Genomic DNA, 13,369 nt, shown 5'->3' with positions numbered 1-13,369 from the left:
GCAAAGAAAAAAGCGTTATCAGTTGCGTGATTTTGTGACCAATTGTAATCGGGCGGTGTTAACTCTGACGTCTTTTGGTAGGCTTGTAGCTGATATAACGTGCTGATCAACCATGAAAATACTTTTTCTGTTCTTTCTGTTAATTATTTTGTCCCCTTTACCGGCGCAAGCTGAGGCTCCGGCCTGCGAGGACGGCTCTGGCTGTATTCCGCCCAATAGTTGGCAGGTGGGCCTGGCATTAGGTCTGGGCGGGCGCACCAACCCGCTGGTGGACGGCGATGCTATTCCCTATATTTTGTTACCCGACATTGCCTGGTACGGGGAGGCTGCCTATTTCGACAATGGGGAATTGGGTTACCAGTTCATTCCTACTGATACGTTTAGTATTGAATTGTTTGTCGCCCCCAATGCCGAGAAAGCCAATTTCAGCTTCTGGCATACCAGTAACATTCTGATCCCTGCTGCTTCGCTAGCTGCGGACGCTCCCCCGGATAGTCCCCAGGAGCCCAGTACCACCATTTCAGTCGACGACATTGCCAGTCGAAACTGGGCTGTTGACGGCGGTATCCGGGGGCAATGGTACGCCGGTAATCAGCAGCTCCAATTAGCCATAGCAAGAGATATTAGCGGTGTATATAGCGGTTTTCATGCAGCCCTCACCTACCGTTATTATACGCAGTGGAAAAAATGGCAGATAGCGATGTCACCGCATGTAAGCTGGAAGAGCGCAGCGCTCACTGATTATTATTATGGTATCCGTGAGCAGGATACCGCCACTGGCGAGCTAACCTATACAGGCCGGGCCGGGCTTCAGTATGGGGTAAGTATTAACGGGAGCTACCCGCTGACTTCGAAGTGGACGCTTCTCACCCGTGCAGGCTTTACGCGACTTCATGCAGGTATGACTGACAGCCCCATCGTCAACAAAGACACGATTTACTCGGTCTTCACTGGCGTAGCGTATCGGTTTTAATATGAAAAATAATAAAGGGTTGTTGTTTCTTCTCACGATCGCTGGGTTTTCGTTCAGTACTTCACTGCAAGCTATCGAATGGGAGATCATTCCCGGAGAATGTGTGGTCTCGAAGCCCGATGAAGTATGCGAAAGCCTGGTAACTGTCCGGCTTTATGCTGCTGAAAGCGTCATACGTAACAGTTGCTTAAATATAGACAACTCGCGCTATGGCTGCTTCACCTCCCCCAAAATACAGCTTCCACTGACAATTGACGATGACGTATTGTTTGAGCTGACAGACAAACAGAACCGGTTGCATAAACGCTTCCTCCTCAAGCACAGTGTTATTGAATCGCATCCTCCCAGACGCCGGGTGCGCTTACCATGGAGCTTGTTTTGAACGTGACGCCTCATCCCACGGTAATATTAGTTGAAGACGACACTCGTCTGCGCCAACTGGTTACGGAGTATCTGGAAAAGAATAATTTTCATGTGATAGCTTTGCCTGACGGCACCACGCTGATGGAAGTGGTAGCCGCCACACCTCCGGCTGTGATTGTACTGGATATAATGTTGCCCGGGGACAGCGGACTAGCCTTATGCCAGACGCTGAGAAATACTTACCAGGGCCCACTGTTATTCATGACGGCGAGGAACGATCCGCTGGATGAAATTCTCGGACTCGAGCTCGGCGCCGATGATTACGTTACTAAACCCGTGGAGCCGCGATTACTGCTGGCCCGCATTCAGGCATTATTACGCCGCATTCCTCCCCAGCAGGTTACCACCACAGACTCGCTTACCTATGGCAACTTACATATAGACAAGCGCGCCAGGCGGGTAGTGCTTGACCACCACCCGGTCGAACTCACTACGCATGAATTTGACCTGTTATATCTGCTTGCCACTCACGCCGGAGAAATCGTATTCCGCGAACAGATATACAAGCAGATTATCGGTCGTGAGTATGACGGACTCGATCGCTCGGCCGATGTCAGAATTTCACGACTGCGCAAAAAACTAAAGGACTGTGCTCAGAACCCTTATCGTATTAAAACGATATGGGGTAAGGGCTTCTTTTTTGTCGCTGATGCCTGGGGCTAGGAGCTAGCAGCATGACAAGGCTGTTTTTCAGTTTATACGTGGTTATTGTCCTTAGCCTCATCACCCTGAGCGTGGGTCTGGAACAGCTACTTCCTGTGAGTAAGCCTGCCCTGAATGAGTCAGAACAAGCCTGGCTGAAACTACTGCAGGCACATCGCAACCAGCCGCGCGTTCTCACTGAGCTGCTGGACCAGGCCGGGGTACCCCATAAAAAAATTCCCTCTCAGTCACTCGCCTTAGGGCCTTCAGTTAGCGCCTCGCTGGCCAGAGGAGAGCTGGTCCACGGGTTTTATGAGCAGCAGTGGAAGATTTATATCCCCGTGCACAAGAGTGAGGTCATCACCGCTACCTTTTCTTATTCAGAGGATACGTCTGGTTACTGGTGGCTTTACAGTAGTCTGTTCTTTATTTTGCTGGGCGTCGTGATAGCGGTCTGGATTTATCCCCTCTGGCGGGATTTGGGAAAACTCGTTAAAAGTACCAGAAAACTGGAAACCGATGGCAGTCTGCACGTGCCTGCCCTCTCCCGCAGTTCGCCACTTTATGCGGTCAGCTATGCGTTAGACGAACTGAGCCAGAATGTAAAAACCCTGCTGCACAATCAGCGCGAACTGACCGGCGCCGTCACCCATGAATTTAAGACACCGCTGGCCAGAATGAAGTTTGCGTTGGCCACTGACGCAGGCCTGAATGCAGACCAGGTTCAGGATCTGATCAGCGATGTCGATGAGCTGGATGCGCTGGTTCAGGAAATGTTGGATTTTACCCGCCTGAATGTTTTAGAACCCGACCTGCTGATAGAAAGCATTCCACTAATTGCCTTATGTCAGCAGCGAATTAATGCCCTGACAATAAGAAAAGATATCAACATCACTGTGACAGGAGACGAAGTCGAATTAATTGCCGATAGTCATTTGGTGGCCCGGGCGCTGGATAATCTTCTCACTAATGCCGTCAGACACGCCACCGAGCGAGTCGTGGTGGTAGTTACGGCCGATACTACGCATATTGAACTGCATGTTGACGATGACGGACCAGGCATCCCAGAGGAGCACAAAAGCGCTGTTTTCGATGCTTTTTACCGGCCAGATCCTGCCCGAAGCCGTCAAGGCGGCGGGGCCGGCTTAGGTTTGGCCATCGTAAGGCGCGTAATGCAATGGCATGGCGGCATGTGCAGTGCCGCTGACAGCTCGCTAGGAGGCGCCAGACTAACCTTGCAGTTTAAGCGTGCAGCGCCTGCATCATCCGACGATGCGGTTGCCACACTGGTAAAGCAATGATTTTGCTTTACCCTTAATACATTACAGGGTACAAACAGCAGCAAGATAAGGGCGTACTTCGCCGCGACCTTCTCTGCGCCAGCAGAGACAGCAAAAAAAGGTACTACAATGGATTTCTCTTCACTGCTTGAACAGTGGGACGCATTCTTGCAGCAAGCCGCCGCAGCAGTGCTCAGTAAGCAGTTTATCGTGCAGTTGTGCTTAATTGCGGGTATTTACCTGATTGCCTGGCTGTTGGGAAACACCTTACGCAACCGGCTTTCGGTTACCCGTCAGCAACCCGCTGAAGGTGATCATGCCCTGAGGTGGCTGGGCTGGCGTATTGGTGGCACCTTTTATCCTATTCTTGCTATTACGCTGTTAAAACTCACCGCTGTATTAGGCGATGAATACCAGTTCAATGCCTGGCTGCTGGAAATCGCACTGGTGGTGGCTGTGATGTTATTCCTGACCTCCTGTGTACGGGCTTTCGTCACCAGTGAAACCGTGGGCCTCTTTATGCGCTGGGTAGGCCTGCCCATCGTATTTCTGCATTTGGTGGGCGTATTGCCTGCGGTAATTGATGCCTTAGAGTCAGCCTCTATATCCGTCGGCAACGTGCAAATATCTGCTTATGGTATTGCCCGGGTGTTAATTTTTGGAGCCCTGCTGTTTTGGCTGGGACGCGCTTCTAACAACGTAGGCCAGGACTTAATTCGTCGCCACCATAAGCTGGACGTCACTACCAAAGAAGTCTTCGTTAAGCTGTTTGAGGTGGCGTTGTTCTGTGTGGGTTTCCTGTTGCTGCTCAATATCATGGGCATCAATCTGACAGCGCTGGCGGTATTTGGTGGTGCTGTGGGTGTCGGTCTGGGATTAGGTTTGCAGTCCATCGCCTCCAACTTTATATCGGGGATCATTATCCTGCTGGACCGGTCACTCACCGTGGGCGATTACGTAGAGCTGGATGACGGAAGTAAGGGATTCGTGCGCGAGTTCAAGATGCGCTACGCGGTACTGGAAACCTATGACGGTAAAGACATCCTGGTGCCCAATGAAAAATTTATCAGTTCGTTACTCACCAACTGGACTCACAAAGATCCCAAACAGCGCTACCGGATTGACTTTTCGGTAGCCTACAAAACCGATATTCGTGCGATGTGTGACATCATTCGCGAGGCTGTGGCGACTCATCCGCAGGTTATTAGTGGCGATGATGTACCATTTGAAGAGCGACCGGATTGTGAAATAGACAGTTTTGGTGACTCCGGCGTGAACATGTTTGTCGAGTTCTGGATGGAAGGCATTGACGACGGTAAAAACCGGGTTGGTGGTGATTTGCTATTACTGGTCTTCGAAACATTACGTGAACATAATATAGAAATTCCTTTCCCTCAGCGGGAAGTCCGGGTCGTCAATGAGCAGCCGATTTCGTTGAAGAACACTACGTCCGATTAACGGATAACAAACACTCAATCATAAAAAAGGCCAGTCTCGCGACTGGCCTTTTACGTTTCACCATATAACTGATTACTCGATACTGGCGTTCAGATCGTGACGTAGATCGAAGCGGTCTAACAACATTACCTTAGTCCAGGCATCGACAAAGTCATTCACAAACTGCTCTTCCGCGCCGTCATAAGCATACACTTCAGTGACCGCTCGTAGCTCCGAGTTTGAACCGAAGATGAGATCCACAGGGGTGGCGGTATATAATACTTCCCCGGTTTCTCTGTTCAGCCCTTCGTAGACTGACGCATCATCGGTTTTACGCCATTTCACGCCCATATCCACCAGGTTGACGAAGAAGTCATTCGACAGCTGGCCGGGGTTATCGGTAAACACGCCGTGTTCGCTGCCACCGGTGTTCGCCCCCAATACCCGCAGACCGCCCACCAGCGCAGTCATTTCAGGCACGGTCAGGTTGAGCTGATCGGCTTTATCCACCAGCATGTCTGCCGGCCCGCGATAACTCGTGTCTTGGTTGAAATAATTCCGGAATGCATCGGCTGATGGCTCCAGCAACGCAAACGACTCCACATCGGTCTGCGCGGCGGTCGCATCGGCCCGCCCTGGGGTAAAGGGCACGGTAATGTCGTATCCGGCATCGGCGGCGGCTTTTTCAATGGCTGCGGCACCGCCCAGCACCACTATGTCGGCCATGGAAATCTGGGTGTCTCCGGCCTTACTGTTAAAGTTGCTACGTACTTTTTCCAGTGCCGCCAAGACTTTGTTCAGTTCAGCGGGGTCATTCACTTCCCAGCTCACCTGAGGCTCAAGCCGGATGCGTCCGCCGGTCGCCCCGCCGCGCATGTCTGACGCCCGGAAACTGGCTGCGGCACCCCAGGCAGCTTTCACCAATGTGGCAACACTGACGTCGGTGTCTAGTATCGCCGCTTTCAGGGTTTCTACCTGTGACGGCGTGACTAAATCATAGTCAATCTCCTGTACCGGATCTTGCCACAGGAACTTTTCGTCCGGCACCTGATTACCCAGGTAACGATCACGTGGCCCCATATCCCGGTGAGTCAGTTTAAACCAGGCTTTGGCAAAAGCCTGCTGATACGCATCCGGGTTAGCCAGGAATCGCTCAGCAATTTTGCGATACTCGGGATCATACTTGAGCGCCAGGTCTGCCGTGGTCATGACCGGTGGGTTTTTCTTGCCTTTTACGTGGGCGTCCGGCACAGCTTCATGCATCGCCTTGTCTTTTGGCACCCAGATAATTGCACCGCCCGGGCTGCGTGTCTGTTCCCATTCATTATTTAACAGGTTTGACAGATACAAGGTCGTCCAGCGAGTGGGCGCCTGTGTCCATGCGCCTTCCAATCCACTGGTTACGGTGTCTTCCGCATTACCCTTGCCACACTTGTTTTTCCAACCAAGTCCCTGCTCTTCTACTGCGGCCGCGCCGGGTTCAACATCCAGACACTCTCCGGCTTTGTGCGCACCGTGCATTTTCCCAAATGTGTGGCCACCGGCAATCAGTGCCACGGTCTCTTCGTCATTCATCGCCATCCGCGAGAATGCAGTGCGAATATTTTTCGCAGAGCCCATGGGATCGGGTTTGCCCTTAGGCCCTTCCGGATTGACGTATATCAGCCCCATGTGGGTGGCACCCAGCGGACGCTGTAATTTGCCGTCACGTTCTTCCCGGTCGCTGGCCAGCATTTCTACTTCAGGACCCCAGTACACCATGTCCGGCTCCCAGTCGTCGGTGCGGCCACCAGCGAAGCCGTAAATATCAAAGCCCATGTTCTTCATGCCCACGGTGCCTGCCAAGATCATCAGGTCACCCCAGGAGAGCGCCCGACCATATTTCTGTTTAACGGGCCAAAGCAGGCGTTTGGCTTTATCCAGGTTGCCGTTATCCGGCCAGCTGTTTAACGGATCGAAACGCATCTGTGCCCCTTCACCGCCTCCCCGTCCGTCCAGCGTCCGGTAGGTACCTGCGCTGTGCCATGACAGGCGAATAAAGAAGGGGCCATAATTTCCCCAGTCAGCCGGCCACCAGTCCTGAGAGTCGGTAAGCAGGGCATCCACATCCGTCATCACCTGTTCAAGGTCCAGCTGATTAAACGCTTCTGCGTAGTCAAAGCCTTCGCCATACGGGTTGGAGCGGCGGTCGTGATCCCGTAGTGCAGATAAGTCGAGTTGGTCCGGCCACCAGAATGCGTTGGACTTAGGCGTAAAGGGCTTACTGACACCGATCCCCTTAGCGCTTTCGGGCTTGCTCATGGATTTTTGATCGTCTGCCACGGCAGCACCACTGGATAATGCCAAAGCGACAAAGCCCGACACCAATGAACGTCTGAAAATAGATTTTGCCATCAATAGTTACCTGTATAAGTGAGGAGCAGCCACTGCGCCGCCCTCATTGTTAATTTTTCGTTAACAGCTGAACGTATAGTTAAGATAGTTCAGGATGGCTTTTTCGTATAACGGGTAAAACCAATACACCTAATTGAAAAAGCAGATTAATAGATGCGACCACGGCTGGCAGATACGCCAGCCGTGAAAAGGCTTCACGCGGGCAGAGATTTTTTCATAGCCACTCACCAGCAATTTTCACTACCTTGTTCTTTTTACGCAGAAAATTTACCCAACCCTGAAAGTCTTTCTCAAAATTCGCTGATTATTGGTGTTTGTGGGACTGGCATGCGCCTTGAATTAATCCTTGTGACATTTATTACGGCCCCTCAGTCTTTTTCGGGGGGGATGGTCAAAAAACTAGAGGAAGTCATTATGAAGCACATGAAAAGCACTATTGCGGGTATTGTTGCACTTACAGCATTCGGCGCACACGCTCAGGGCTACGATGAAAACATCGATGAAGCAGGCTTTTACGTTGGTGGTAACTATGGCTACCTGCGCGTTGAAGGTGAAGACGAATTCGACGATGACAAAGATGTATGGCAGGGTTTATTAGGCTACCGTTTTAACGAATATTTCGCCGTTGAAGGTAGTATGATTGACTTTGGCGACTATGGCAGCGACTTTGCCAATGCGTCTACAGATGGCTACACATTTGCACTGAGAGGATCGTACCCCATCACTGATCGCTGGTCAGTATACGGTAAACTGGGTCAGCTATGGTCAGAAACTGAATACGAAATGGATACGTTCCGCGGCGATTATGACGATGAGAGCCTGTTCGTAGGTGGTGGCGTTAGCTTTGCGGTTACCCAGAACCTGCGTATTAATGCGGAATACACTGTGTATGATGCGGAGCTGGATGCTGAAGAAGCCGTCGAGGATATCGACGATACCAACTTCGAAACAGATCTTAAGCAAGCCAGCCTGGGTGTAGAATACCGCTTCTAATTTCAGGTTGAGCATGAAACACCGAGCCGGGTTCTGCCCGGCTTTTTTATTGCTATAATTTGGCCACACTCATGTGTCCTGGGTCCACAAATACTGGCGGGCTGATATTGTCCGTTGCCTTTGCGGTCAGGTCGTGGCTAACTGGTATTACCCCACCTTAAAGTACGCCGACTATGTTTCAACAAGCATTAATTTATCTTGGTGCCGCGCTGATTGCCGTCCCTCTCGCCAAACGACTTGGACTGGGCTCTGTATTAGGTTATCTGCTGGCGGGAATTCTTATCGGACCGTTTGCATTATCGCTGGTGGGCGATCAAACCGAAGTTATGCATTTTGCCGAGTTCGGGGTGGTGATGATGCTGTTTCTCATTGGCCTGGAGCTACGCCCGGCCCGATTATGGGCACTGCGGCATTCCATTCTGGGGCTGGGTGGTTTGCAGGTCAGTCTGTCAGCCTTACTGCTGTTTGCGGTGGCCTTTTATGTATTGGACATGGCCTGGCAACCGTCGCTGGCTGTAGGATTAATGCTGGCGCTCTCTTCCACCGCGATTGTCATTCAAAGCTTAGAAGAGCGGGGCTGGCTGAAGCTGGATGCCGGTCAGAACAGCTTTTCAGTACTGTTGTTTCAGGACATTGCTATTATTCCGATTATGGCACTGCTTCCGCTGCTTTCGTTCCAGCCGCGTTCGAGTATGGAAGCCACCAGTCACTCAATGGTACACGACTGGCCTGTCGCGGGTCAGGTAGCGATTTCGGTAGCGGCCATTGTGGCAATTATTGTGGCCGGAAAATATGTTTCATCCCCTATCATCCGCTACATTGCCAAAACCCGCCTGCGGGAAATTTTCACTGTCTTCGCGCTATTTTTGGTCATTGCCATTGCACTGTTAATGCAGGCAATTGGTCTGTCTGCCGCGCTGGGCACCTTTCTGGCGGGTGTGGTACTGGCAGAAAGCGAATTCAGGCATGAACTGGAAGCTGACATTGAACCCTTCAAGGGGCTGTTACTCGGGCTGTTTTTTGTCACCGTGGGAGCCTCCATTGATTTTGCGCTGTTCGCCGACAAGGCAGGTCTTATTCTGGCGCTGGTGGGCGCATTAATTACCATAAAAGGGCTGGTCCTGTTCGCCCTGGGTAAACTGTTTAATATCAACAACCGTCAACAATGGTTGTTTACCCTGGCGCTGGCCCAGGGGGGCGAATTTGCCTTCGTGTTGCTGTCGTTATCGCGTCAACTCAGTATTTTGTCACCCGCACAAATTGACATCACTACCCTGGTGGTGGCCATTTCGATGCTAATAACCCCGTTTCTGCTGATGGTGTACGACAAGCTCCAGCGCCGGCAGCGCGACACCAAGCCCGCGTTCGATAAGCCAGCTGACATCGGCGAGTCCCGGCATGTGATCATTGCCGGCTACGGGCGGTTTGGTCAGATTATTGGCCGCCTGTTGCATGCACAGGGCTACGAAGTGAGCGTGCTGGATCATAGTCCCAGCCAGATAGATTTACTGCGCCGATTCGGCAATACGGTCTACTATGGCGACGCCGCGCGCAAAGAGTTGCTGGACGCAGCGGGTGCCCCCAATGCTGAGTTGCTGGTAATTGCAATTGATAACCCGGATAAAACCCTGCAAATCGTCAAGCTAGCACAAAAGCATTACCCTAATCTGAAAATCGCGGCTCGTGCCCGTGACCGCCGGCACGCGTATCAACTGTTAAAAATGCAGGTGCATTCCCTGAACCGGGAGATGTTCGACTCTGCGCTGGTACTGGGCGTCGAGGCTTTGAAGCTATTGGGTAACAGTGATGCAGACGCCCAGCGTGCTGGCGAGTTGTTCCGGGAGCACGATATCGAGTCCATGCATCAACTAGCCGATCTTTGGGGCGATGACGAGTCATATGGCGTAGCCATCAGGCAACGCATGGAAGATTTAAAACAGGTGCTGGCGGAAGATAACAAGGCCAGGGCGAAGCTAAACACATGTGACGAACGTAAACGCCCGTAACCACACCAAGGGTATTATTTACTATAACTAAACAGTGCGGCCGATACCTATACTAAGGTAGGGGTTAAGCATTAGCTGGTATACTTAGGTTTGTTTTTGATGACGTACCCGCAACGTCAAATTTCAAACCTGACGGAGTGACTACCAGCATGTCGCTGAGCGTTCCAATCGGCATTGTTATGGCCCTGGCGGTGAATGTGCTGGTGTGCATTTACTTCGCTGCTATTGCCAAAGCCCAGCCCACACACCGCGCCTATGCATGGTGGGCGGTTTCCTGCGGCTTATTCTCAGCGGGTCTGGTGGCCACCGTAACGGCAGCGTCGTCTGGCGGACTGCAATTTCTCAACGCCACCGGTTGTCTTTTGTTGCTGCTATCCACTTACGGTTTATTTTGTGGACTCTACCATTTTGAACTAACCCGTACCTCAGCCCGGCTTTATCAAAAAGCCCAAAGTCTGGTTTACCTTGCGCTGGTTGCGATTACCGCCGCCAGCCTCTTTGGGCCGGTAGTAAATGTGGTCACTTCCTTCGCCATGGCGAGTATGCTGCTGATAACGGAAGGCTGTTTCTACCACCGTAAATCGCCTTTTCAAAGCGCCTACGCGGCATTGCGTGCCGTGCTGGTGGTGCACGCCTTTATTCTGTTTTTACAGGGTACGGTCTTGCTGGTAAAAATGCTGGCGGGCAATGACATTGATATTGCTACGCTCTTCGACCTTACCCTGCTCACTCACTTGTTGCTCACGCTGGTGACCGCATTGGTGCTGCCGATACTGCACATGCTGCGCAAACAACACCAGTGGCAGAAACTGGCCAGCCGCGATGACCTGACTACGGTAAACACCCGGGGCGCATTTCTGCAAAAAGCTTATGCCTCGGTAGCCGATAATAATATTGCCCAGCATTCGCTGTTGATGGTGGATATTGATTTGTTCAAGAATATCAACGACACCTACGGTCATTCTTGTGGTGATGAGGTACTCCGTCAGGTTGCCCGCACCCTCAAGGCAGGGATCCGTAATACCGACATTATCGGCCGCATGGGCGGCGAAGAGTTTGCGATCCTGATGCCCGGCCTGCCTATGGACAAAGCGCATATCATTGCCGACCGTTTAAGAGGGGCGGTGGCCGAAGCCGATATCATGTTTAACGGCGAGCGGGTGACCACTACTGTGAGCATCGGCATTGCTGAGTCTACCGACGTGCTGGACTCCTGGGACTCACTATTCGAAGACGCTGACAAAGCCCTTTACAGTGCTAAACGGCGGGGCCGGAACCTGGTGTTTTTGTTCGGTGATCGCTTTTCTTCACCGCCCGTCTCCAGTTTGTAGCCCATCATCCGCTTAGTTGTAGTTGAAACTCATGCTACCCGTGCGCTGAGGGCATGCCCCTAACCTATACTTTCGTCGCATATACGATTAAAAATCCCTCAGCTTCTTTAATTTGTGTTATGACTTAAGCAGCGCCCACTAAAATGAAAAGTGACTCCGTGGCATGGAAACGCCGGCACCCGATACCCGTGTAATCGCCCATCAGATTCGTACCTACGGATTTTGGATCCTATTGGTATTTTCAGTGATTATTCTGGCCGCGCTGCTTATCTCTCGCCCTGCTTTTATGGGGATCGCGTTACTGTTCCCGGTTACCTGGCTGATACTGGCACTGATTGCGCTAACCAGGCCCGTGTTAAGCAGCACAATGGCCATCGTCTGGGCGACTATCTCGACCCCCGCCGCCCCGCTACTGATCGTTCTGAATGGCATGCTACCCGCTACGCTTATCGCTCTGGCGACTATCGTGCCGGTAATGCTTCTTAGCGGCGTCTACCGGTTTGTCGTCGTCGTTGCTCTGGCAAGCTGCACCTTGCTGGTGCCCTTCAGTGCACAACCCTATGATTTTGATGTCTGGGTACGGTTATGTATTACTAACTATACCGTCGCGGCTATGGTCTACGTGTTAGTGACTCTGCTGGAGAACGCGCTGGCCACCAGCATTAATAAGTCACAATCACTCGAAGAGGCGCTGGTATCCGAACAACAGGCAAAAGAAACTCAGTCCCGCTTCCTGGCGACCATGTCTCACGAGTTACGCACCCCCATGAACGGCCTGCTGGGATTGTTAGAGTCTGTGTTACTCAAGCCCATGGATGAATCACAACGGCCAACACTCGAAACAGCGAGACGCTCCGGGCAGATGCTAAACTCTATCCTTAACGATATTCTGGATTACTCAAAACTCTCGGCAGGAAAACTGGCTATTGAAGCCACTCCGGTAAACGTCCCGGTATTACTGGAAGATGTACTAAACACTTACCGTCCGCTAGCGAAAGAAAAGCATCTCCCTCTTGAACTGCACGTTGCCGACACGTTGGCCAAACAGCACCTCACCGACCCTCTCCGGCTGGCACAAATAATGAATAACCTGTTGAGCAATGCAATCAAGTACACCACCGCCGGTCATATCAGCGTAGAAGTCACAGTATTAAGCACCCATGATAACAGCCAAACACTGGCCTTCCGGGTCTCCGATACCGGGATAGGCATCGCCGAGGATCGCCAGGAACACATTTTTGAACCTTACGCACAAGCCCGTGACAGCGACGCCCGACTGTTTGGCGGGACCGGGCTGGGGTTACAGATAGCCCGGGATCTGGCTACGGCTATGCAGGGGACACTCACCCTCCAAAGTACTGAAGGTCAGGGCAGTGTATTCACGCTCCAGTTACCGCTGCCAATATGCGACACTGCGAGCACGACCGTCACCGCATTACCCTATGCTGTGGCACCATTTAAGCGGCGCGTATTAGTTACCGACGACAACGAAATTAACCGGCTGGTCATCGGTGAGTTACTCGAAGGCTGTGGGCTTACCCTGAGTTTTGCCAGCAGCGGCCGGGAGGCGGTGACAGCAACAGAGTCAACGGCATTTGATTTAATTCTTATGGACCTGCATATGCCAGATATGGACGGGCTAGAAGCAGCCCGAAGAATCCGCACACGCCACCCTCATGTACCTATCGTCGCCGTATCGGCAGCAGTCCTGGAGGATGAAGTGGCGCAGGCCTTTTCTGCCGGCATGAACGGCCACCTGGCAAAGCCCGTCACCCGAGAACGGTTACTCGCCACGCTGCAAAAACACCTTAGCCACGCTAAAACTTATGAGTCCCAGGCCTCTGAAATCACGCAGCCAGCGACAGAAAATATTACAAAGTAGTCCGTTAT

The 13,369-nt window shown here is 52.0% G+C and carries 10 protein-coding genes; 9 read left to right on the top strand and 1 reads right to left on the bottom strand.

Translation table 11 applies throughout. The features are described 5' to 3' along the window. Window positions 1–112: 112 nt before the first annotated feature. The 5 genes from OCL06_RS12220 to OCL06_RS12200 all read left to right on the top strand — a co-directional run bounded on the left by OCL06_RS12220 (window position 113) and on the right by OCL06_RS12200 (window position 4,776). Complete coding sequence (locus OCL06_RS12220; RefSeq protein WP_262994949.1) at window positions 113–973, top strand: MipA/OmpV family protein; 861 nt, start codon at window positions 113–115, stop codon at window positions 971–973. A gap of 1 nt (window position 974) precedes the next feature. Then, the gene (locus OCL06_RS12215; RefSeq protein ID WP_262994947.1) at window positions 975–1,355 is read left to right on the top strand and encodes a DUF3019 domain-containing protein; all 381 of its coding nucleotides are present in this window, start codon (window positions 975–977) and stop codon (window positions 1,353–1,355) included. Continuing rightward, entirely contained in the window at window positions 1,340–2,059 is a 720-nt protein-coding gene (locus OCL06_RS12210) for a response regulator (protein ID WP_262994946.1), read from the top strand. Before OCL06_RS12215 ends, OCL06_RS12210 begins: the two co-directional genes overlap by 16 nt. An 11-nt stretch (window positions 2,060–2,070) precedes the next feature. After that, window positions 2,071–3,339: an ATP-binding protein gene (locus OCL06_RS12205; protein ID WP_262994944.1), complete on the top strand. Its 1,269-nt coding sequence runs from the start codon at window positions 2,071–2,073 to the stop codon at window positions 3,337–3,339. A gap of 108 nt (window positions 3,340–3,447) precedes the next feature. Beyond that, window positions 3,448–4,776 carry a mechanosensitive ion channel family protein gene (locus OCL06_RS12200; RefSeq protein ID WP_262994942.1) on the top strand — a complete coding sequence of 443 codons (1,329 nt, stop codon included), beginning with the start codon at window positions 3,448–3,450 and terminating at the stop codon, window positions 4,774–4,776. A gap of 72 nt (window positions 4,777–4,848) precedes the next feature. On the opposite strand, the gene katG is transcribed toward OCL06_RS12200, so the two are convergent. After that, window positions 4,849–7,149 carry a catalase/peroxidase HPI gene (gene katG, locus OCL06_RS12195; RefSeq protein ID WP_262994939.1) on the bottom strand — a complete coding sequence of 767 codons (2,301 nt, stop codon included), beginning with the start codon at window positions 7,147–7,149 and terminating at the stop codon, window positions 4,849–4,851. A gap of 414 nt (window positions 7,150–7,563) precedes the next feature. On the opposite strand from katG, the gene OCL06_RS12190 reads away from it, so the two are divergent. From OCL06_RS12190 to OCL06_RS12175, 4 genes are all read left to right on the top strand, one after another. Beyond that, a complete protein-coding gene (locus OCL06_RS12190) occupies window positions 7,564–8,142 on the top strand; it encodes a porin family protein (RefSeq protein ID WP_262994938.1) in 579 nt (192 codons plus the stop codon). A gap of 173 nt (window positions 8,143–8,315) precedes the next feature. Next, window positions 8,316–10,148 (top strand): monovalent cation:proton antiporter-2 (CPA2) family protein, encoded by a 1,833-nt coding sequence (locus OCL06_RS12185; protein WP_262994936.1) that lies wholly within the window; start codon window positions 8,316–8,318, stop codon window positions 10,146–10,148. Window positions 10,149–10,297: 149 nt separating this feature from the next. After that, a complete protein-coding gene (locus OCL06_RS12180; protein WP_262994934.1) occupies window positions 10,298–11,479 on the top strand; it encodes a GGDEF domain-containing protein in 1,182 nt (393 codons plus the stop codon). A gap of 163 nt (window positions 11,480–11,642) precedes the next feature. Then, entirely contained in the window at window positions 11,643–13,361 is a 1,719-nt protein-coding gene (locus tag OCL06_RS12175; protein ID WP_262994932.1) for an ATP-binding protein, read from the top strand. Window positions 13,362–13,369 lie beyond the last annotated feature (8 nt).

Source organism: Alteromonas salexigens, assembly GCF_025628895.1.
Classification (GTDB): Bacteria; Pseudomonadota; Gammaproteobacteria; order Enterobacterales; family Alteromonadaceae; genus Alteromonas; species Alteromonas salexigens.
Note: the sequence above shows the minus strand (reverse complement) of the source record. Positions and strands in the feature narration are given on the sequence as shown.

Bases quoted from the DNA above. Each gene is read 5' to 3' on its own strand.
- OCL06_RS12220 (WP_262994949.1), top strand. From the start codon at position 113: ATGAAAATACTTTTTCTGTTCTTTCTGTTAATTATTTTGTCCCCTTTA.
- OCL06_RS12215 (WP_262994947.1), top strand. From the start codon at position 975: ATGAAAAATAATAAAGGGTTGTTGTTTCTTCTCACGATCGCTGGGTTT.
- OCL06_RS12210 (WP_262994946.1), top strand. From the start codon at position 1,340: ATGGAGCTTGTTTTGAACGTGACGCCTCATCCCACGGTAATATTAGTT.
- OCL06_RS12205 (WP_262994944.1), top strand. From the start codon at position 2,071: ATGACAAGGCTGTTTTTCAGTTTATACGTGGTTATTGTCCTTAGCCTC.
- OCL06_RS12200 (WP_262994942.1), top strand. From the start codon at position 3,448: ATGGATTTCTCTTCACTGCTTGAACAGTGGGACGCATTCTTGCAGCAA.
- katG (WP_262994939.1), bottom strand. From the start codon at position 7,149: ATGGCAAAATCTATTTTCAGACGTTCATTGGTGTCGGGCTTTGTCGCT.
- OCL06_RS12190 (WP_262994938.1), top strand. From the start codon at position 7,564: ATGAAGCACATGAAAAGCACTATTGCGGGTATTGTTGCACTTACAGCA.
- OCL06_RS12185 (WP_262994936.1), top strand. From the start codon at position 8,316: ATGTTTCAACAAGCATTAATTTATCTTGGTGCCGCGCTGATTGCCGTC.
- OCL06_RS12180 (WP_262994934.1), top strand. From the start codon at position 10,298: ATGTCGCTGAGCGTTCCAATCGGCATTGTTATGGCCCTGGCGGTGAAT.
- OCL06_RS12175 (WP_262994932.1), top strand. From the start codon at position 11,643: ATGGAAACGCCGGCACCCGATACCCGTGTAATCGCCCATCAGATTCGT.